We start from the raw sequence: 20,852 nt of genomic DNA on the forward strand, positions 1-20,852 counted from the left end.
AAGCGTCTAACCATTTGGTTTAGACGCTTTTTTTAGTATGTTTCTCTTTACAAACAATTTTTCTTGTTCCATCATCAACTCTGATAGTTGTCGATAAGAATGATATAAAGCTGGCCTTGAGGTAATGAAGGCCAATCGTTCCTCCACATTAACCGGCTTAAACTCTAACTGTTTAAAATTAAGCGATTCATTCAAAGTAACTGGCAAATCATTGGACCAAGCCAGAAATTGAATAAACAACTGAATCCCCTTATCCATCAACAATTTTGCATTTTTATACTCACGTTCCCGAAATAATAATTCCAATTGCATTTTACTATTTTTCCATTCTGTCAAAAGGTTGGAAATCTCCACTTCCTTTTTATCCATTGCTTGCAACCTGCCCTTTCATCCTCTTTTTTCCTTCCCTGCAAAGCTCTAATAAAGGGCAGCTTGGACATTGTGGATTTTGAGCTTTACAATGGTAACGTCCAAAGAAAATCAGGCGGTGGTGTGTAAGTGACCACTCTTCTTTTGGAACCTTTCTCATTAATGTCTTTTCCACTTCAAGAACAGAATCCTTCCACCTGCAAATACCTAATCGTTTACTAACTCTTTCCACATGTGTGTCTACTGCAATTGCAGGTATATTATAAGCAACCGACACCACAACATTCGCTGTTTTCCTGCCAACACCAGGCAGTTTTGTTAACTCATCACGGTCTGTTGGGATATCACCGTTATATTCTTCTAATACAATTCGGCAAAGGTTTTGAATGTTTTTAGCTTTATTTCGGTAAAGGCCAATCGAGCGAATATCGTTTTGTAATTCTTCAAGAGGAACTGCTAGGTAATCCTCTGGTGTTTTATATTTTTCAAATAATGATTTGGTTACTTTATTTACAAGCACATCGGTACATTGTGCTGATAGAGCTACAGCTATGACTAGTTCGAAGGGATTCGAATGGTTAAGCTCACAGTGGGCATCAGGAAACATTTCACCCATTTGATCAAGGCAATAACGGATTTGGCTGTTATTAAGCATATCTTTCACCTACTTCTATTTAAATGAAGGGCTGTGTTAAACTTGTCTGTTGATTTCCGTTCCAGGCACTTCGCTTTCCGCGGGCGTGCCGGGGAGCCTCCTCGTCGCTTTGCTCCTGCGGGGTCTCCCCTGCCCCGTACTCCCGCAGGAGTCTTCGTACCTTAAACGAAGGTCAACAGAGTGCCAAAATCAACATTTACCTTTAACAAAGCCAAATGAAATAAAACGAGAGAAATATCTCTCGCTCATCGAATTTATTGTTCTAACCAATTGTAAAATGGGACTGTTGGTTGATGTGGTTCATCTTTAATACTTCCCTTTTGTGTTTGCTTTTGACGAAATTTAAGACCATGGTTTTTGGCCTGTTCAATTGTTTTTATTCCATTCTTTTTCCACTCAAAGAGAATTCTATCAATATAGCGGAAATTTAATTTCCCCGACATTACTGCTTCACGTAAAGCCGCTTTTATGATCATTGGGTCATGATGGTCATCATCCATCCACATTGCAAGTGATTCACATTCAAACGGTGATAGTGGACGTCCGAATTCCTTTTCAAAACATGTATAAAGATCTGTTTCATCAGCTTTCTTATCCAATTCTTTATTCATTTTATTATTTTTTAAGAACTGTTCTATCAGTCTTTCCCATAAAGGCTCAATGGAATACTTCTCATACCGAATACCATCATGATTATATCCATCTGTGATTTGAATAAAGCCTCTCTGTATCAGTCTTCTGAGCATTTCATTACAATCAGAAATAGTTATTGTCATTCTTGCTGAAAGTTCATCTGGAGTAGGAAATTCATGTCCTTTTTCTAAATAGGTGAGAATATTTAATAATAGAACAAGTTCATATTCATTTAAATTTAAATTACGATATTCAGAAAATAATAATGTAGGAACGGTAATGTTCCCTTCTTGAATCCATGCTAATAAGTTTGTTTTCATATTCAGGACACCTCCTGTTAAGTATATCATGAAGCATCTATCCGAGTAAGAGTATAAGGCATCCATCTTTGGTAACTAAAAGCAAAAAGCCTGCAGCTTTTCGCAGACTTTTTACAGTAATTAATTATTGACCATGCTTGATTTTGAAACAACAAATTGGTGGATTCTCTCCACTGCCTTTTCTAACAAGGTTAAAGAGGTTGCGTAGGAAAGACGGATATTATCAGGGGTTCCAAAACCTGACCCAGGAATAACTGCAACCTTTGCGTCCACGAGTAAGGCTTCTACAAAGTCATCCACATTCTGGTAACCTGTCATCTCTGCTGCTTTCCTTACATTTGGATAAAGATAAAAAGCTCCTTGTGGTTTCACACATGTCACACCTGGAATTGCAACAAGCTTAGTAAAAATAATTTCTAATCTTTCTTCAAATGCCTTCCTCATGTCTTCTACTGGCTGTTGTGAGCCAGTGTAAGCTGCAATTGCTGCATATTGGGCAGTTGTTGTTGGGTTAGATGTACTATGACTAGCAAGGTTTGTCATTGCTTCAATAATATTTTTATTACCAGCTGCATACCCTATTCTCCAACCAGTCATCGAATGTGACTTGGAAACGCCATTAATAACAATTGTTTGTTCTTTTAATTCAGGAGAAAGTTGAGCAATTGAAATATGTTTATTTTTCCCGTAAACTAGCTTTTCATATATTTCATCTGAAACAATGAGAATGTTTTCCTCAAGGCAAACTTTGCCTATTTCCAAAAGCTCTTCAGCTGTATATAGGACTCCTGTAGGGTTGCTAGGCGAATTAATAATAACGGCTTTTGTCTTCTTCGTAATCGCCTTTTTTAATTGTTCTGGTGTGATTTTAAATTGATTTTCCTCAAATCCCTCAATATAAACTGGTACGCCTCCAGCTAATTTTACTTGTTCTGGGTAACTGACCCAATATGGTGTTGGGATGATGACCTCATCACCATCATTTAAGACCACTTGAAACAAGGTATAAAGGACGTGTTTTGCGCCATTTCCCACAATGATTTCATTAGGATTAAATGCTAACCCCTGGTCTTCAACAAATTTCTTGATAATTGCCTTCTTTAAAGCAGGCAAGCCAGCTGAAGGGGTGTACTTCGTATGTCCCTCATTCATGGATTGAAATGCAGCATCTAAAATATGTTGTGGAGTATTAAAGTCAGGCTCACCAGCACCTAGACCGATAACATCCTCCCCTTGTTCCTTTAGTTCTTTTGCTTTTGCCGTAATCGCTAATGTCGTTGAAGGTGTAAGTGCTTTTACACGATTAGCTAATTCCACTACCATTCCAATTCCTCCGCTCTCCATCTAGTTATAGGTTTTCAATTTTTTTTAGCCATTCACCTGTATCAAAGTGAACATAGTAATAATTTATTAAATTATTATTAGAACGGTAATAAATTTCCCACAGTGGGATATTCTTTTCCATACCGAGTCGAACAGATATGATCTCCTTCGGGCTTTTTTCTTGTTGAAGTTTTTGAATAGCTTCTTCCCTGGTTAAACCATTCTTAGCTTTTCTTACGAAAATTTCCTTACTTTTCTCAGGCATCCACACGATAATTTTGTTGCCATTCTTACTTTTCCCCTCAATGACATTAACCGTTTCAATACCATTATAAATATGAAAATCTTCTACTTCTTTTAGTGAGGTTTCCTCTTGAGCACGTGAGACAGCTTTTGTCTCTGCTGTTTTCACAGGATCCAATGCTGATAAATAAACTTTTATCAATAACCCACAAAAGGCTACTACTATTATTGATAGAACAATAATCCACTTTTTCATTGCTAATTCACTTCTTTATGTACGATAAATCGTAAAAATCGCTGTATTTTGATTCGCTTGATCCAGTGCAAGTCCAAACATAAGGTCTTCCTGTTTCAAGGTTCGATTAAGGGCGTCAACAATTTTATACAAATCCGGACTGTGTTGGATTTTCACTGTTGATAAAACTTCTATTTTACTTTCCATCCGTTATCCTCCAATTTTTTCCTATATATCTACATTATTTGATAAATCTTATCCATTATTATAACAGGTGGAAGCAAAAAGCGGGTCAAAGATGCTATGATTTTTCTAATAAAATTTTATTCATCCGTTTCTATCGGAATGGTTATGATCTCATAATTTGAATCGGTGAATTTTATTGTTATGGTTCCATGTTTTTTCGTTGAATAAATTTCTGACCAAGTTTCGTGAAGATCGACTAATATATCTGGATCATGTACCTCTTCTTCTGGTGCAAAAAGGACTGAAATTTGCGGATTTAGATATTGAATTAATTTCTCAGATAAGGAGTCTTCCGGTACACCATTAGGGATTTTAAACACATTAATATTCTCCAGATTTTTCTCCAAGAGTGTTTCTTCAGCTCTTGGCGTGAATGAAGTCATAAGGAATATTCGATGATTAAAAAAATCAAGTGTTAGATCCATACCTTCATTCGCATCATTTCCCACAAATTGAACTTCAGCATTCATCTCAGGCAGGATAGGTCTCTTTGTACCCTGCCCCCAAGAGATAACTGCGGGCTTATTTTTTGAATCTAGCTCTGTTTTGATTTGAGCAGACAATTTAGGTGTTGTAATTATTTCTTTGATATTATATTTCGAGATTAGACGATTTAATTGTTGTTTAGAGAGTTCTGTTCCGTTATGTGTAAGGATTAATTTAGAAATCTCCTTCACATCATAAAGGAAAAGCCACCCTTCTAATTCCGCAGCAGTTTCTTTTCCTCCGGTATTTATCAAGGTATTCTCATTATTTGCGCCTTGGATTAGTGTTGCTTCCCCTGCCGACAACCCCAGAAAAGTGACTGCAACCTCATGGTCTTTAATATTTAAATTAATATTTTCAATATTATTTAATGATGGCCCTGATGCCTCTACCATGAGTGTCGTGGGAAGAAAAAATGACAAGATAATTAGTAAGGTTCTCATGACACACCTCCTATATTAAGGATGTGTTTATTTACCAATTTTTATCCAGACTAATTATCCCTCAAATCACAACCAGGACTGGATAATTTCAACTAATTCATCCATCTTTCCTCGATTAATAGGAACGGGGGGAACTGATTTCAAAAATGCCTTCCCATATTTCGTGGTTACAATTCTTTTGTCAAATACCACAATGATACCACGATCACTTTCTGTTCGAATAAGTCTACCAAAACCTTGTTTAAATCGGAGAATTGCTTCTGGCAGGGAGTATTCAGAAAAGGAATTTCCCCCCCGTTTTTCGATTAACTGGCATTTCGCCTCTGTTAAAGGATCATCTGGCGGGCTAAACGGAAGCCTGACAATAACAAGGCATGATAAGTCCTCACCAGGTATATCTACGCCTTCCCAAAAACTGCTTGTCCCTAACAATAAGGCCTTATCATACCGTTGAAAGTTTCTGGTTAGCCTTGTTCTGCTTCCACTGGTTATCCCTTGTGCAATCATTGCGTAGTCATGTAAAAAACCACTTTCTTTGATTAATTCATAGGTTTTCTTTAGCATGTCATAGGCAGTAAATAGAAGCAGCATTCTTCCCTTAGTTGCCTCAGCTATTGTAATGATATGCTCCGTAATTGAAATCACATAATCATCCAAAGATACGGTATTAATTTCTGGTAAGTCCTCAGGAATTAATAGCTGTACCTGTTGATTATATGCAAATGGAGATGGGATATTTAATTGTACTGTAGACACAGGGTCTAAACCCATTTCCTTTATAAAATATTCAAATGATTTATTTACAGTTAACGTTGCCGAAGTAAATACTACCGCTTTTTTTAATTGAAAGAATTGTTCGTATAGTTTCCCCGCAACTGAAGTTGGCTGTACCATAAAGGTAGTTACATTTTGCGGTGAGCGTATATCTATTTCAATCCATTTTACATCATTCGTTATTTTCAGAAAGGAATTGATTACTGTATCTCTAAGTTTTGTTAATTCGATTTGAAATGAAAGAATCTCCTCCAATTTGTTTTCTTCTATACGTGAAAAAGAATTACTTTCATTTTTAATCCATTCAAGACGTTCACTGATTTCTGAATCAAGGTCCTTTAGTAAAAAGGCAAATCTCTCAGCACTGTGAACTAGTGCCTTTTTTTCTTTTGCTTCGTCATTGGGTGAAAAGCGAATTTTGGCACGATTAACTCCTTTTTTATTCGCCATCTTGGCTTTTGCAAAAAGAGCAATCAATTGAAAAAATTCATCCATTTCAAAAATAAGATCAGCCATAAGTTGATTGACCTTAGTTGAGGTGGTCCTGCTCTCATTTTTTGTTGATATAGAATCAATTAGCTTTTCCAATTCATAAAAGAGCTGTTTTTGTTCATATAGCCCAAATTGACCCAATAGGAGACGGGTAGATAAATAATCTAATGTATGTCCAAAAAACTGACTAGCAGCTTTTTCAAAATGATGCCCTTCATCAATAATGGCATAAGAAAATTCAGGCAAGATAGCGGCTTCACCTTTAATATCACTTAGTAATAAAGAATGATTTGTAATAATAAGGTCAGCAACTTCAGCCTTTCTTTTTGCTCTTAAATAAAAATCTCTTTCCTGCCATGCTTCGTCTTGTAAAAATATTGATGGTTCATTCTTTATTTTATTCCAAAAAATTTGCCCGCCACTTGAAAGGTTTAACTCGTCCCGATCACCGGTTTCTGTTTCGATCAACCAAACAAGAATTTGCATTTTTGTTAATCCAGTATCGTAATTATCGTTATCATCCGCTAGTGTCTGGTGAAACTTTTCTAAACTAAGATAATGATTTCTTCCCTTTAGCAATACTGTGTCTAATGGAAAGGGCAAAAGTTTAGCCAAGAGCGGTATTTCATTTTTTAGAATCTGCTCTTGCAAATGGATAGTATGTGTACTTACAACGATAGGATGCCTATTTTTCCTAGAAAAGTAAGCACATGGCAGCAAATAGCCAAGTGATTTTCCTACACCTGTACCAGCCTCAATTACAGCATGATTTTCATTTTGAAAAGCCTGGTAGACTGTATCCATCATGGTAAATTGGCCAGTTCTCTTCTCGAAAGCTTCAAATGCCTGACTGACCAATTCGATTTTTTCTGCCTCAGATGCAGGAAAACGATATTCTTTATCTTCAGCATGAAGCCTAATATGGTTGGGAATTCTTTTTAAAGCAAGTTCCTTAAATATCTCAATTGTCTCAGATAAGTTTTCTACAGTTTCTTCCTTAATAACAAGTAATTCATCAAGCAACTGTTGAAGGTCGCTTTTCAATCCCCCTGATAAATGCGCAAGCTGTTTTAATGTTGTGATTGGTAATGAAGTCAAACGTTCTATAAGAATAAGTAAAAGTTCAGCTGTTACCTGTGCATCACTATCTGCTTGATGGGGGCGATCATGATTCAATTTTTCTCTCTCAGCTAAATCAGATAGCTTATAACCATCTGCTGTCGGATAAAGGATTCTCGCCAATTCAACCGTATCTAGAACAGGACCGAAGAACCCTTCTTGGCCTGATTGGATTAATTCTTCTTGAAGAAAGGACAAATCAAACAAAACATTATGTGCAACAAAATAAGCCCCGTCCAGTAATGTCATGACTTTTTCTGCAATTTCAGAAAAAAGTGGCGCATCTTTCACCATATCATCATTTAAACCAGTTAATTCTTCAATAAATATGGGGATGGATTTTTTGGGATTAATTAATGATGAAAACTTTTCTGTGATTTTCCCATTTTCAATGACCACAGCTGCAAATTGGATGATTTTATCACCTTTTTTTGGAATGTTTCCCGTTGTTTCCAAATCGATTACGACGAATTTATTTCGCATTTATTAACACCCCAAACCTTCGTTCATTAAAACGGTATCACATAATCTTTAAAAGAAAAAGTATACACTACTAGGAGCTCTAGATTCTACCATAAACTTTACGATTATTTTTATTATGTATATTATATAAAACTCTAGGTAAAAAAGAAAAATCCCCTGAACGGGGATTACATGATCGTTAGTGCAGGTTCAGCATGGATAAGTTCTTTAATACGATTATCTTCATCCATGATCGCCACTTTTGGTTTATGTGCAGCTACTTTTTCTTCAGCAATTAGCGCATAAGAGATAATAATGACGATATCACCTTTTTGAACAAGACGGGCGGCTGCACCATTTAAACAAATGACTCCGCTGCCTCTTTCACCAGGAATTATATAAGTCTCTAAGCGGGCACCGTTATTATTGTTAACTATTTGAACTTTTTCATTTGCAATCATTCCGACTGCATCTAATATGTCCTCATCGATTGTAATACTGCCTACATAATTTAAATTTGCCTCAGTAACAGTGGCACGGTGAATCTTTCCGTTCATCATGTTGCGAAACATATCCTCTTCCTCCATTTCCACTTAGTCCTATCAATCTATTTTTGTAATGAAATTGTCTATTAAACGAACCTTTGTAAATTTTACAGCGAGCGCAATAATAATTGTACCCTCTAATTTTTCCAATGGTTTTAATTGCGGATAAGAGTAGATTTGGACATAATCAATTACACCAGATGATTCTTTACCAATCTCTTCACGAATCAGATGAATTAATTTATTGGGATCTCTCTCACCTTCATCTATAGCTGCAGCAGCTGCTTGAAGACTCTGATAAAGAACAGGTGCTTCTTTCCTTTCCTTCGGCAGGAGATTAACATTACGGGAACTCTTAGCCAGTCCATCATTTTCCCGGACAATATCTACTGCTACAAGATTTACAGGAATATTAAAATCTGAAATTAATCCTTCAATAACCGCAACTTGCTGGGCATCTTTTTTCCCAAAATAAGCACGTGTTGGCATAATAATGTTAAAGAACTTTGTAATGACTGTAGCAACCCCGTCAAAATGGCCAGGGCGTGAACTACCACATAAAACATCTGTGCGCTCCTGTACGGTAACTCTAACTGAAAGGTCAGTAGGATACATTTCTTCTACACTTGGATAAAATATAAAATCGGCCATTTCACTTTCAGCCAAAGCACGGTCACGCTCAAAGTCACGTGGATATTCAGCATAATCCTCTTTCGGACCAAACTGTAAAGGATTCACAAATATGCTGAGGACGACGATATCATTTTCTTGTCTAGCTCTATTTAACAGCGTTAAATGTCCTTCATGCAGAAAACCCATCGTTGGAACAAAACCAATAGATTTTCCTTGGGACTTTTGTTTCAAAATTAACTCCTGCATTTCTTTAATTGTGGTGATTACCCTCATTTTATACCTCCATAAAGCCCTTTCAGTTCCTGGTCCTTCATTGTGAATGAATGCTTATCTTCAGGAAACTGTTTGTTTTTAACATCTGCTGCATATGCTTGAATAGATTCGAGCATAAAAGGATTTACAGAATGGTATTGTTTCACGAACTTCGGAACACGCTCAACACCATAACCAAGGATATCATGATATACAAGCACTTGACCGTCCACCTCTATCCCAGCACCAATACCAATTATAGGTATAGAAAGACTTTGTGTAATTTCTTCAGCCAATTGTTTTGGGACACATTCAAGTACGATAGCGAACGCTCCTGCTTCTTCACATTTCTTCGCATCATCTATTAATTTTCTGGCCGTCTCTGCATCTTTCCCTTGTACTTTATACCCGCCTAAAACCCCAACTGATTGTGGAGTTAACCCCAAATGAGCACACACTGGGATGCCTGCTTTCGTAAGAGCAGCTATTTTTTCTAATACATCATCTGCACCTTCGAGCTTTACTGCATGTGCGCCTGTTTCTTGAATGAGTCTGCCTGCATTCATAAGAGTATCCCGGACAGATAAATGATAGGTTAAAAATGGCAGGTCCGCGAGAATAAATGTATCTTTAGCACCTCGTTTTACTGCTTTCGTATGATGGATCATGTCTTCAAGCGTCACCGGAATGGTTGAATCATACCCTAAGACAACCATACCAAGTGAATCTCCCACCAAAATAATGTCAACTCCACCTTCTTCTGCTTGTTTAGCAGAGGGGTAATCATACGCAGTTAACATGACAATTTTTTCGTTATTTTCCTTCATTTTCATAAAATCTGTTGCTTGTTTCATCCATTTTTCCCTCCTTTTAGTTGGGAGAGGGGATTAGAAGATTTCGAAGAGCAAATAAAAAGATCCTTCTGAAGGCAGAGGATCCCTATTACTCAATTACATGCTTCATCCCTCTGTCCCGGTCCGTTAAACGGATCTAGGCAGAAACCTTTTTAAATTGTTGTTTAATACATAAAGGTGCAGTTCACCATGGATACTGCCCATTGGAATGAATTATAGCAAATTTCTCGAAAAGTTCAAGCCTTATAACTCAATATCCGCTGAATAAATTTGGTGAATGAAACCAGTCTGATCTTCTAGTTTCAACACTCCATCATCTGTGATTCCGAGTGCTTTACCTTCAATAGTCTTCGTTAATGTTCTCGCTTTAATGTACTTGCCGATACTGCTGGCATAGCCCTCCCATAAAAGCTTTATTGGTAAGAAGCCCTGCTCCAAATACATTGTATACAAATTTTCAAAATTCTTGAGGATACTTTTAATTAATTCCGCCCTCGAGACAGTTTCTTTTTGCTCAATAAAAAGGGAGGTGGCAATTTCTTGAATTTCTGCTGGGAAATCTTCTGTCTTTTGATTCACATTGATACCAATTCCAATAATAATCGAATGAATTCGATCGGCTTCAGCCTGTAGCTCAGTTAAAATTCCAGTGACTTTTTTTCCATTAATTAGAACATCATTAGGCCATTTGATATCTGGCATTAAGTCTGTCATTTCTTCAATGGCTTGAACAATTGCAACCGCTGCTAATAATGTTAATTGTGGCGCATTACTAAGGGGGATATTGGGACGCAGGATCATGCTCATCCAAATCCCTGTATATTTTGGAGAATGCCATTTACGGGCCATTCTGCCCCTGCCTGACAACTGCTCTTCGGCGATAATGACCGTTCCTTCTGGGGCATCTTCAGAAGCCATGCGATGGGCAATCTTCTGAGTAGACTCAACAGTCTCCTCATAATGGATATTTCTTCCCATGAAGTGAGTTGTAAGGCCAAGTCTTATTTCATCCGCTGTTATTTTTTCTGGGGTTTTCAGAATTCGATATCCCTTATTTCTAACTGCATCTAATTCAAATCCTTCTTTTCTTAGTTCCTCTATGTGCTTCCAAACTGCCGTTCTAGAGCAGCCAATGAGTTCAGCTAGATGTTGACCTGACAAAAAGGCATCTCCGGCATTTGTAAAGGCATCAAGTAATTCTTTTCTTATTTCTGATTGCACTTCATTAGCCACTCCTTGATTTTTTCTTTGTTATTCTCTAGTTGGCAAGATAGGATACTGTTTTCAATATCTAATAGCGTTTCCTTTAGCCATGGTCCGCCTCTTTTATTGTACCAATCCATTAAGTCATTCCCTGATATATTTATTTCTGCCCGTTCTTTAATCGGAAGAGAATCATACAGGTTAACCCAATGTTTAATCGAGCGATAATCCTTTATTCGTTTAATCACAAGGTAGAGTCTTTCTGTTGAAAGAATCGTATCACGGCCCGCAGAATAGAGGTCATAAATAGACCATTCTTGTTCAAGTCTTTTATATAAGAAATGGACCGTTCGCCCAATCTCTCTTATTTCCTTAATTGCAAGCCGCCAGTCTTTTAGAAATGCCTCGATCTCTTTTTCTTTTAATTGTAAACAGAAAATTAATAATGACCACATTTCATTACTATTGAGAGTGTTGCTTTCAAAGCTAATCATTTTCTCTAACGCTTGCCGATTTCCTTTTAAACCAGGCAAATATAAATAGATGTTTGTATCAAGAAGGATATTTAGTGCGGTGGGTTTGTTTTTACCGATTAACAGTTTTTCAAACTCTGTTCTTTTTCTCTCTACAGCAATCTTATCAAGTAAGTGAACAAGACTGGCTAATGCGGTGACAGTTCCCGCTTCAATTTGAAATGAAAGTTGACTAACAAACCGTACCGCTCTCATCATTCTTAAAGCATCTTCTTGGAATCTGTCACTTGGACTTCCGACGGTTTGAATTATTTTATTCTGAATCGCTAAAAATCCGTTAAATGGATCAATCAGTTTTCTATTCCTGTCCATTGCAATGGCATTCATTGTAAAATCCCTGCGCTGCAAGTCATCCTTTAGATTTCGAATAAACGTAACCTCTTTCGGTCTACGATAATCTTCATAATCCGATTCTGTTCTAAAGGTAGTAATCTCATATGCCCCATTATTCACCAAGACTAGAACCGTTCCATGTTCTATTCCAATATCTACTGTTTTCGGAAAAATTTTTTTCACTTCATCTGGTGTTGCACTTGTCGCAATATCCACGTCATTAATCATTCTTTTTAAAAGAAAATCTCTTACTGATCCGCCAACAAAATAGGCCTCATATCCGGCATCCTCTAGCTTTTTTATGACAGGAATTGCAGTTTGGAATGGGTCTGTCATTTCCTTCACCTTAATTCAGTAAATTAAAATATATTTGCTCATATTGTTCAACGATCTTGTCCGCTTTAAATGTTGTTTTTGCTGTGTAAATGGATTGTTTAGAAAATTGCTGATGAAGCTCGGCATCATTTAAAACAGCCATTGCTCGACTGGAAATATCCTCTATGTCTCCTACTTCACAAATAAATCCATTGACACCATGATTAATAACCTCTGGTACACCGCCAACATTTGTCCCAATACAAGGGACACCACACGCCATCGCCTCTAAGGCAACAAGTCCAAAGCTTTCTTTTTCAGATAATAACAACATTAAATCACTAATAGAGTACAATTCCTCTAAACTCTCTTGTTTACCAAGAAAAATGACTTGATCTTCTAAGCCCAGGTCTCTGACCAACTTACAAACGATGGTCATTTCGGGACCATCACCGACCAACAGTAATTTTGCAGGCATTGCTGATGCAATCTTTGCAAAAGATTTCACTACATCTTTCACTCGTTTTACGGGACGGAAATTGGAAACATGAATGATCACTTTCTCCTCTTCCCTTATCTCAAAATCCGACTTCAAAGCGAGTGCATCCATTTTTTTATAGACTCGGTCATCAATAAAATTATAGACAGTTTCGATTGTTTTATCAGGATTAATGAGATCATAAGTTTGATCCACAAGCGCTTTCGAAACAGCAGTTACCACATCAGATTTTTCTATTCCAAATTTAATCGCATCTGTCAACGAAGGATCATACCCCAAGACAGTTATGTCAGTTCCGTGTAGGGTAGTGACGATTTTAAAATCTCGGTGACTCATTTGCTTGGCTAATATAGCACAAACCGCGTGAGGAATAGCATAGTGAACGTGAAGCAAATCTAATTTTTCCCGATTAGCTACTTCCGCCATTTTACTTGCTAAAGCAATATCGTAAGGTGGGTACTGAAATAAGGAATATTGATTCACTTCAACTTGATGATAATAGATATTATGATAAATTTTGTTCAATCTAAAAGGGATGCTTGATGAAATGAAATGAATTTCATGACCTTTTTCAGCAAGCATTTTTCCTAATTCCGTTGCTACCACACCCGACCCGCCTACTGTCGGATAGCAAGTAATTCCAATTTTTAATTTCCTCATGGTTATTCTCCTATCAAATCTCGATTCAAAAGAATAGGAACTTTCGTTTTGAACCCTTCAGCAAATGTAACACCAACGAGCTTGCCAAACATTCTTTCCCTTGCCTCTACTGTTTCAATATACCCATTTACGAGCGGGGTATTGTAGGTTTCTTCTGTTTGCTGGAATTGGCTCTTATACTCCCTTAATGCTTGGAGCTTTTTATCTATGTATTGAGAAATATCGATAACAAAATCTGGTTTATGAAAACCATTAATCATATAAAAATAAACTCTTTCTACTCGGTGGGCAGGTTCATTTCCTTCTGTTACATATTTTCGTATTCCAGCAGAAAAAACTGCCTCCTCCACTAAACTAGCACAATTTCCATGGTCTGGATGGCGGTCTTCAAAATAAGGTGCAAACACAATTTGAGGCTTAGTTTTTCTTATGACCCTTGCAATTTCTCTTATGTATTCTTCTTTAAGAAATAAACCCCTATCTGGAAAACCTAAGGAGGTTCTACATGAAACTTTTAACACTTCAGCTGCTTTCGCTGCCTCTAACTTTCTTAATTCTACGTTCCCATTTGAAGAGAGGTCGGCATCTGTTAGATCACAGATACCCACACGTTTTCCTTCAGATGTAAATTTTGCAATAGTCCCCGCCATGCCTATCTCGACATCGTCCGCATGGGCACCAAATGCAAGGACTTCAAGGTGTTGATTAATCATTAAGTCCACCATTCTCTTTAATTATATTTCTCCATTCAATAAGCCCCAGTTCTAAACCTCTTATTAGCAATTCTGCAGTTCCCATATTGGTTGCAAGGGGTATGGAGTAAACATCACATAGTCTTACTAAGGCAGTAACATCTGGTTCATGAGGCTGGGCGGTTAATGGATCGCGGAAAAAGAAAACAGCATCCATTTCATTTTGGGCAATCATGGCACCGATTTGCTGGTCACCACCAAGCGGTCCGGATTGGAACCGTGTAATACTCAACCCCGTTGCTTCACTAATCCTTTGCCCAGTTGTCCCAGTAGCAAATAAAGAATGCTTCGAAAAAATATTCTGATAGGCGATCGCGAACTGTACCAAATCATTTTTCTTATTATCATGAGCAATTAAAGCAATATTCATTATTTTTCCTCCTACCCTAAAATATTTTCAAGGCCATAAACAAAGGTATTATGTGTCATTACAGATTCCACTGCCACTTTTACCCCAGACATAAACGACCCTCGATGGTAGGAATCATGCCTGATTGTTAGAGTCTGACCATCTGAGCCGAATAACACTTGTTGATGCGCGACCAATCCCGGCAAACGGACCGAGTGAATATGCATTCCATCAAAATTCGCTCCCCGTGCACCTTCTATTGTTTCTTTTTCATTTGGGTGACCTTGTTTTTTTGACTCTCGCACTGAAGATATCATTTCAGCAGTTTTTACCGCCGTTCCAGACGGTGCATCCAACTTCTGGTCGTGGTGCAATTCAATAATTTCTACATCATCAAAATATTTTGCAGCCATTTGGGAAAATTTCATCATTAACACAGCACCTATGGCAAAATTCGGAGCGATGATACACCCCAAATTCTTTTCCTGACAAATACTTTCTAATTCCTCTAAATCACTATTTGTAAAACCGGTCGTACCTACAACTGGGCGTACATTGTAGGCAAGCGCAGTTTTTGCGTGGTGCATACCTACTTCAGGTGTGGTTAGGTCAATCAACACATCTGCTTGAACATTCTGCAGGCATGTTTCAATATTAGAATAAACTTGCACATTATGTATTGAATGAAAACCTTCCAAATCGCTTAGCATGATACCATCATACTTATGATCTACAACAGCCACTAGTTCAAAGTGTTCAGTATTAGCGACCAATTTTACAGCTTCGCTCCCCATCCTGCCGCGGGGACCTGCGATGATAATTTTTATTTTTTCCATAACATTCACTCCATTTTTCCTTCATTAATTCTTGTCCAACGATCTTTGTCTCTTGTCTTAAATTTTGCCATGACATAATCATGTGCATCTTCGAGGCTAATATTTAAAGAATTTGCAAAGCAAATTAATACAAATAAAAGATCCCCCAACTCTTCCTCAATCGCTTTTTCAGTTTCACTAGTTTTTTTGGGTTTCTCCCCATAGTAATGGTTTACCTCTCTAGCAAATTCCCCAAGTTCCTCTGTAAGTCGCGCCAACATGGCCAGCGGACTGAAATAACCCTCTTTAAATTGACTAATGTACAAATCTACTTCTTGCTGAAGATCTTTCATCGTCTTTTCCTTGGCCACTTCGTCTACACCTCGTTATTATGACTCATACTTATGTCCATTTTCTTATTCATTGTTAATGTTAGCTAAATTATTGCGGTTTTACAAATGTTTTCATTTATTAATGCTCTTTTTTACAACCATTGCTCTAACATTTTTAATTCGATATAATAAAAACCGCCATATAAGAGAATTTATGGCAGAGGGGAGATTATGAATGTTATCAGGACTTAAATTTAAAAACATATTGTTCATCCTTTTAGGAGCTGCAATCATGTCGTTTGGCCTTGTCAATTTTAATATGCAAAACAAGTTGGCTGAGGGTGGTTTCACTGGTATTGCACTCTTATTTTATTTCTTGTTCAAGTGGGATCCGTCTTATTCGAATCTATTTTTAAATATTCCACTTTTTTTTATTGGCTGGAAATTGTTAGGACGGAATACATTTTTATATACCATCATAGGAACGGTTGGAGTATCTATTTTTCTTTGGATATTTCAACGCTATGCCATTGAAATGCCACTTGAAAGTGATTTAACATTAGCCGCATTATTTGCTGGGGTTTTAACAGGCATTGGTTTAGGAGTAATCTTTCGTTATGGTGGAACAACGGGCGGAGTCGATATTATTGCAAGGCTCGTCCAAAAATATGCAGGCTGGAATATGGGAAAAACGATGTTCTTATTTGATGCATGTGTTATCGCCTTATCACTAATAACATATTTAAATTATAAACAGGCAATGTATACACTTGTAGCTGTTTTTATAGGTGCAAGAGTCATCGATTTCATCTTAGAAGGCGCTTATTCTGCAAGAGGCGCAATGATCATTTCTGAAAAAAATGAACAAATTGCCGCAAAAATTATGGAGGAAATGGATCGGGGAGTAACTGCCTTAAAAGGTTATGGATCGTACACAAAAAGTGAACGTGAAGTCTTATATTGTGTTGTCGCTAAAAATGAAATCGTCCGGTTAAAAAATGTAATCACTTCGGTCGATCCGCATGCCTTTGTTTCTATTACCATTGTCCATGATGTTCATGGAGAAGGATTCACCCTAGATGAAAATAAAATGCCAATAACAGATTAAAAAGCAATGTCGTTAGACATTGCTTTTTAATGTATAGAAAATTATAAAATAATTAATTGTTGTTAAATAGAAATAGTTCTCTGAATCCAGCTCCAGCACCCAGCGGCTAGTGTACTTCGCTCTCCGCCCTACGATAAGTCTAGCACGAATGCGCTGTCGCTCTTCGTGTTTCCTTTATCTCGGTTGGAGTGCTCCACAAGGAAGGCTTCGGTAGCATAAGCATCGCACGAAGAAAGAGCGTTAGCTCTTTCGAGGAGTCCATACGCCGCTAAACGGGCGCTTGCGCCTTTTGTTCGTCTCAATCTTTTAAATCCCTAGATCGATCCTTTTTCTGATTCTTATCACCTTGATATTTTCTCCAGCCAACGTAGGATAATGTCATGATAATAATGCTTCCAGTGGAGATAATAACCCACCAAATGTTAGGATCTGCCTCATCCTCTTCCATGTTAGAAAAGAGTTTGACTAAGTCAGTATCTAGTTTGTCCAATTCCTGCTGACTTTTTGAATCACTGACTACTAGTGAACGGTATTCATTAATAAAATCAATCCGAGCATCTAATTTTTGTACATTTTCAACAGACACATCAATTTTCATACTTGGGTAGATGACATTGTACAAAGATAAAAATGAGTTGAAGTTTGTATGAAAGTGTCCTGAATCACCTTTTTTGGCGGCATCTTTTGCTTGATGAAAGGCAGTCATAATTTGATCTTCCATTTCAACCCATAACGGTTGATGACTTGTAGCAATCGCATCAATAACAAGTCGAAATTTGACTAATTTATTTATTCGTTCCTCATATTTCATGTTGGAACTAACTGCCGCTTCCATTGCTTCATCATGGGAGGTGTTTATTATTCTTACCTCATCCATGGTTAATGGTGGATCCGTACCAGCAATACTAGTGAACTGATCTGAAAAATAATCAAGGAGTCTTTTAGCATCTTCATATCTATGAAACTTAACCATTTGGAGTGCTTCATCTGATATATCATCAAGCTTCTCCATTGGCGATTGTTGTTCTGCATAAATAGTTGTGGGAGTAAGCATCATGATAATTGCAAATAAAAATAACCATTTGATTTTCAATCCTTGTCCCCCCTTTCATTACTAATAAAATGTATGTAGAGGTGGACAAGGTTAGACCATATTGGATTATTTTATTTCAAGTTTATAACGATTGGACCGAATGGAAAAATAGTAGGCAAGCGCGATGGAAAATATCGAGAGCCAGAAAGTAAAATACCCAATTTGCGGGGTGTAGCGGTCAAGCATATGATAGCTTGGCAACATAAAAAAAACATAATCAATCACATCATTATGTAATGTCCAGATAGCTGTAATGATTAAATGCCACCATTTAAAACGGTAAAATGGAGCATATAAAATACCTTGGACAGCCATTGCGAAATGAGAAAATATCAGCATATAGCCAACTGCATCTAGTTCTCCTTGGACAAAGTAAACAAGAATGTTCATTACCACTGCCCAAATTCCATATTTAAAAAGTGTGACAATCGCCAGAGCCTCTATTAAAGGCCAATTTTTCCTTAAAAGAAAGGCAATCAGAACGAATACAAAAAATAGACTAGCTGTTGGGCTGTCAGGAACGAATGGCAGGAAAATTGTAGGGGTTTCTTTTAGTTGCCATCCATACCAGTAATATCCATATACGGTTCCTGCTATATTTATAAATAATAACAGCTTCATAATTGACCTATTGGCCAAAAGAGGAAAAATCCAACTCACAAGCAAGCTCCTTTCATGATTTTTTTCATGAAGAAAAAAGCTGACGATCGTTCGTCAGCTTTTCAATAATTCGATTATTACTTACCAAGGCCTGAGATAAATTCTGAAAGTGTTTTAAGTTCTTCGTCAGTACCTTTGAAGATTCCGGCTGGCATCTTTCCACCTTTACCTTCTTTAGCAATTGTCGCAATTTCCTCTGGTTTCAAGCCTGTACCGATTAATGCAGGAGCACCGGCACCACCTGAAAGATTTTCACCGTGACAAGTAATACAAGTATTGGCACTAGCTATTTTATAGCCGGCACTCGACTTATCAATATCAACCTTAGCAACAATTTTACCTTGGCGTTCTGCCTGTGCCCAGTCATGTGTCGCAACAGATTCCCATGTTAAGAAGACTGTAGCAGCTAATGCCAAAAGCATAGCACTTGTTGCAATTGGACGCTTCATAGGACGTCGTTCCGGACCATTATCCAAGAACGGTGCTAATAATAACCCTCCAAAAGCAAGTCCTGGTATGATCATTGCTCCGATCACAGTGTATGGACCAGATGCATATGTGTATTTCAATAATTGATACAAAAATAAGAAATACCAGTCTGGCAATGGAATGTACCCAGTATCTGTAGGGTCCGCTATTCTTTCAAGCGGAGCCGGATGGGCAACAGTTAAACATAAAAAGCCGACAAGAAATACAGCTCCTATCATCCATTCTTTCAAAAGGAAGTTAGGCCAGAACGCCTCTGTTTTACCAGGGTATTCAGAGTAATCTTTCGGAATCATTTTTTTTCGTTCAGAAGGTGCTAAAACACGTGAATCACCAACGAACTTTAATCCTTTACCGCGATGCATCGAGCAATCCCCCTCCTTTTTCCGTAGTTAGTAGAAAAACATCGATAAAATAAATAGAGCCGATTTTATAGTGGTCCAGAAATACCTTGTTTACGAATCATTAAGAAGTGAGCTCCCATTAAACCAAGCAATGCACCTGGCAAGAAGAACACATGAATCGCAAAGAAGCGGGTTAATGTTTGAGCACCAACTATATGTTCATGTCCTGCAAGTAAAACCTTAACCTGTGTTCCGATAAACGGTGTTGCTTCGGCAATCTGCAGACCTACTTTTGTAGCAAATAACGCTTTCATATCCCATGGTAATAAGTAACCTGTAAAACCTAAGCCAAGCATTACGAAGAAAATAAGCACTCCGACTACCCAGTTTAATTCACGAGGTTTTTTATATGCACCTTGGAAGAAAACACGTAGTGTATGTAAGAACATCATTACAAGTACTAAACTTGCACCCCAGTGATGCATTCCACGGACAATTTGTCCAAAAGCAACTTCATTTTGAAGATAATAAACCGATTCCCATGCGTTTTTAATATCTGGTACATAGTACATGGTTAAAAACATACCAGAGAGAATTTGAATGACTGTAACGAAGAATGTAAGACCTCCAAAGCAGTATACAAACGCTGAAAAGTGATGCGCTGGATTAACATGCTCAGGTACTTCATGGTCTGCGATATCGCGCCACAAAGGCGTAATATCTAAACGTTCATCTACCCAATCGTAAATCTTGTTTAACATGTTACGCCTCCTTCCGTGGTTCAGCTTTACCTAAATAAAGAAAACCGTCTTTTTCCTTGAATGGATATACATCAAGCGGGTGAAGTGGTGGTGTACCTGGAACATTGGTACCATCCTTTGTATAACGGCCATAGTGGCATGGACAGAAGAACTGGTTTGGATGTTCCTTGTCTGTATTCCAGTTAACCGTACAACCCAAATGTTTACATGTTGGTGAAAGGGCTACAATTTTACCTGCATCATTCTTATAAACCCATGCAGTATTTGTTACCTCTGACTCGTACCATGCATCCTTTTGCTTAAAGGTAAAGTCAACACGAACTGGTTCGTCCGTTATTTCAGAAACCTTTTGTTTTGTTGCGATGAAATCTCCGCCTTCTTCAGCCTTTAAAACAGGATCAACAGCAAATCTTACCATTGGCATTAGCATACCAGCTGCCATGAAGCCGCCTACCCCTGTTAATGTGTAGCTTAAAAATTGACGTCTTGAAACGCGTTGCTTACTCATGCTTATATCCCCCCCTC

The 20,852-nt window shown here is 37.6% G+C and carries 24 protein-coding genes; 1 reads left to right on the forward strand and 23 read right to left on the reverse strand.

Going from position 1 to position 20,852, the window contains the following annotated elements; all coding sequences use genetic code 11:
* Positions 1–6: 6 nt before the first annotated feature.
* The 18 genes from QNH17_RS20630 to QNH17_RS20715 form a co-directional block, all read right to left on the reverse strand.
* Complete coding sequence (locus QNH17_RS20630) at positions 7–369, reverse strand: YpoC family protein (RefSeq protein ID WP_283874809.1); 363 nt, start codon at positions 367–369, stop codon at positions 7–9.
* Positions 362–1,024 (reverse strand): endonuclease III, encoded by a 663-nt coding sequence (gene nth / locus QNH17_RS20635; RefSeq protein WP_283874810.1) that lies wholly within the window; start codon positions 1,022–1,024, stop codon positions 362–364. Before nth ends, QNH17_RS20630 begins: the two co-directional genes overlap by 8 nt.
* 254 nt (positions 1,025–1,278) lie before the next feature.
* The gene (locus QNH17_RS20640) at positions 1,279–1,977 is read right to left on the reverse strand and encodes a DnaD domain-containing protein (protein ID WP_283874812.1); all 699 of its coding nucleotides are present in this window, start codon (positions 1,975–1,977) and stop codon (positions 1,279–1,281) included.
* 120 nt (positions 1,978–2,097) lie between these two features.
* Positions 2,098–3,294: a pyridoxal phosphate-dependent aminotransferase gene (locus tag QNH17_RS20645; protein WP_283879561.1), complete on the reverse strand. Its 1,197-nt coding sequence runs from the start codon at positions 3,292–3,294 to the stop codon at positions 2,098–2,100.
* 31 nt (positions 3,295–3,325) lie between these two features.
* A complete protein-coding gene (locus QNH17_RS20650) occupies positions 3,326–3,799 on the reverse strand; it encodes a cell wall elongation regulator TseB-like domain-containing protein (RefSeq protein ID WP_283874814.1) in 474 nt (157 codons plus the stop codon).
* 15 nt (positions 3,800–3,814) lie between these two features.
* A complete protein-coding gene (locus QNH17_RS20655; protein WP_098574777.1) occupies positions 3,815–3,985 on the reverse strand; it encodes a YpmA family protein in 171 nt (56 codons plus the stop codon).
* A gap of 116 nt (positions 3,986–4,101) precedes the next feature.
* Positions 4,102–4,953: a ComEC/Rec2 family competence protein gene (locus tag QNH17_RS20660; protein WP_283874816.1), complete on the reverse strand. Its 852-nt coding sequence runs from the start codon at positions 4,951–4,953 to the stop codon at positions 4,102–4,104.
* A gap of 66 nt (positions 4,954–5,019) precedes the next feature.
* On the reverse strand, positions 5,020–7,821 hold the full coding sequence (gene dinG / locus QNH17_RS20665; RefSeq protein WP_283874818.1) for an ATP-dependent DNA helicase DinG: 2,802 nt from the start codon (positions 7,819–7,821) through the stop codon (positions 5,020–5,022).
* 167 nt (positions 7,822–7,988) lie between these two features.
* Complete coding sequence (gene panD, locus QNH17_RS20670) at positions 7,989–8,372, reverse strand: aspartate 1-decarboxylase (RefSeq protein WP_283874820.1); 384 nt, start codon at positions 8,370–8,372, stop codon at positions 7,989–7,991.
* A 30-nt stretch (positions 8,373–8,402) separates the two neighbouring features.
* Positions 8,403–9,251, reverse strand: coding sequence for a pantoate--beta-alanine ligase (gene panC / locus QNH17_RS20675; protein WP_283874821.1), 849 nt, complete (start codon positions 9,249–9,251; stop codon positions 8,403–8,405).
* On the reverse strand, positions 9,248–10,084 hold the full coding sequence (gene panB / locus QNH17_RS20680; protein ID WP_283874823.1) for a 3-methyl-2-oxobutanoate hydroxymethyltransferase: 837 nt from the start codon (positions 10,082–10,084) through the stop codon (positions 9,248–9,250). Before panB ends, panC begins: the two co-directional genes overlap by 4 nt.
* Before the next feature lie 243 nt (positions 10,085–10,327).
* Positions 10,328–11,305 carry a biotin--[acetyl-CoA-carboxylase] ligase gene (locus tag QNH17_RS20685; RefSeq protein WP_283874824.1) on the reverse strand — a complete coding sequence of 326 codons (978 nt, stop codon included), beginning with the start codon at positions 11,303–11,305 and terminating at the stop codon, positions 10,328–10,330.
* A complete protein-coding gene (locus QNH17_RS20690; RefSeq protein ID WP_283874826.1) occupies positions 11,290–12,489 on the reverse strand; it encodes a CCA tRNA nucleotidyltransferase in 1,200 nt (399 codons plus the stop codon). The genes QNH17_RS20685 and QNH17_RS20690 overlap by 16 nt, the downstream gene beginning before the upstream one ends.
* Positions 12,490–12,499: 10 nt before the next feature.
* Entirely contained in the window at positions 12,500–13,627 is a 1,128-nt protein-coding gene (gene bshA, locus QNH17_RS20695; RefSeq protein WP_283874828.1) for an N-acetyl-alpha-D-glucosaminyl L-malate synthase BshA, read from the reverse strand.
* A gap of 2 nt (positions 13,628–13,629) precedes the next feature.
* The gene (gene bshB1 / locus QNH17_RS20700) at positions 13,630–14,340 is read right to left on the reverse strand and encodes a bacillithiol biosynthesis deacetylase BshB1 (RefSeq protein WP_283874830.1); all 711 of its coding nucleotides are present in this window, start codon (positions 14,338–14,340) and stop codon (positions 13,630–13,632) included.
* Positions 14,333–14,749 (reverse strand): methylglyoxal synthase, encoded by a 417-nt coding sequence (gene mgsA / locus QNH17_RS20705; protein WP_144547436.1) that lies wholly within the window; start codon positions 14,747–14,749, stop codon positions 14,333–14,335. The genes bshB1 and mgsA overlap by 8 nt, the downstream gene beginning before the upstream one ends.
* 11 nt (positions 14,750–14,760) lie before the next feature.
* On the reverse strand, positions 14,761–15,564 hold the full coding sequence (dapB, locus tag QNH17_RS20710; protein WP_283874832.1) for a 4-hydroxy-tetrahydrodipicolinate reductase: 804 nt from the start codon (positions 15,562–15,564) through the stop codon (positions 14,761–14,763).
* 5 nt (positions 15,565–15,569) lie between these two features.
* The gene (locus tag QNH17_RS20715; RefSeq protein ID WP_035445060.1) at positions 15,570–15,896 is read right to left on the reverse strand and encodes a nucleotide pyrophosphohydrolase; all 327 of its coding nucleotides are present in this window, start codon (positions 15,894–15,896) and stop codon (positions 15,570–15,572) included.
* A 214-nt stretch (positions 15,897–16,110) separates the two neighbouring features.
* Between QNH17_RS20715 and QNH17_RS20720 the strand changes: the two genes are divergently transcribed.
* On the forward strand, positions 16,111–16,983 hold the full coding sequence (locus QNH17_RS20720; RefSeq protein ID WP_283874834.1) for a YitT family protein: 873 nt from the start codon (positions 16,111–16,113) through the stop codon (positions 16,981–16,983).
* A gap of 298 nt (positions 16,984–17,281) precedes the next feature.
* On the opposite strand, the gene ypjB is transcribed toward QNH17_RS20720, so the two are convergent.
* The 5 genes from ypjB to QNH17_RS20745 all read right to left on the reverse strand — a co-directional run bounded on the left by ypjB (position 17,282) and on the right by QNH17_RS20745 (position 20,835).
* Positions 17,282–18,076, reverse strand: a complete 795-nt coding sequence (gene ypjB / locus QNH17_RS20725) for a sporulation protein YpjB (RefSeq protein WP_283874836.1) — start codon at positions 18,074–18,076, stop codon at positions 17,282–17,284.
* 66 nt (positions 18,077–18,142) lie between these two features.
* Positions 18,143–18,736 (reverse strand): lipoprotein heptaprenylglyceryl N-acetyltransferase LhaT, encoded by a 594-nt coding sequence (gene lhaT, locus QNH17_RS20730; RefSeq protein ID WP_283874838.1) that lies wholly within the window; start codon positions 18,734–18,736, stop codon positions 18,143–18,145.
* Between the two features lie 77 nt (positions 18,737–18,813).
* Positions 18,814–19,587, reverse strand: coding sequence for a menaquinol-cytochrome c reductase cytochrome b/c subunit (locus QNH17_RS20735; RefSeq protein ID WP_283874839.1), 774 nt, complete (start codon positions 19,585–19,587; stop codon positions 18,814–18,816).
* A 65-nt stretch (positions 19,588–19,652) separates the two neighbouring features.
* Entirely contained in the window at positions 19,653–20,327 is a 675-nt protein-coding gene (qcrB, locus tag QNH17_RS20740; protein WP_026563914.1) for a menaquinol-cytochrome c reductase cytochrome b subunit, read from the reverse strand.
* A gap of 1 nt (position 20,328) precedes the next feature.
* Positions 20,329–20,835 (reverse strand): QcrA and Rieske domain-containing protein, encoded by a 507-nt coding sequence (locus QNH17_RS20745; protein ID WP_283874840.1) that lies wholly within the window; start codon positions 20,833–20,835, stop codon positions 20,329–20,331.
* Positions 20,836–20,852 lie beyond the last annotated feature (17 nt).

This window comes from Neobacillus sp. SuZ13 (assembly GCF_030123365.1).
In the GTDB taxonomy this organism is placed as follows: domain Bacteria; phylum Bacillota; class Bacilli; order Bacillales; family Cytobacillaceae; genus Neobacillus.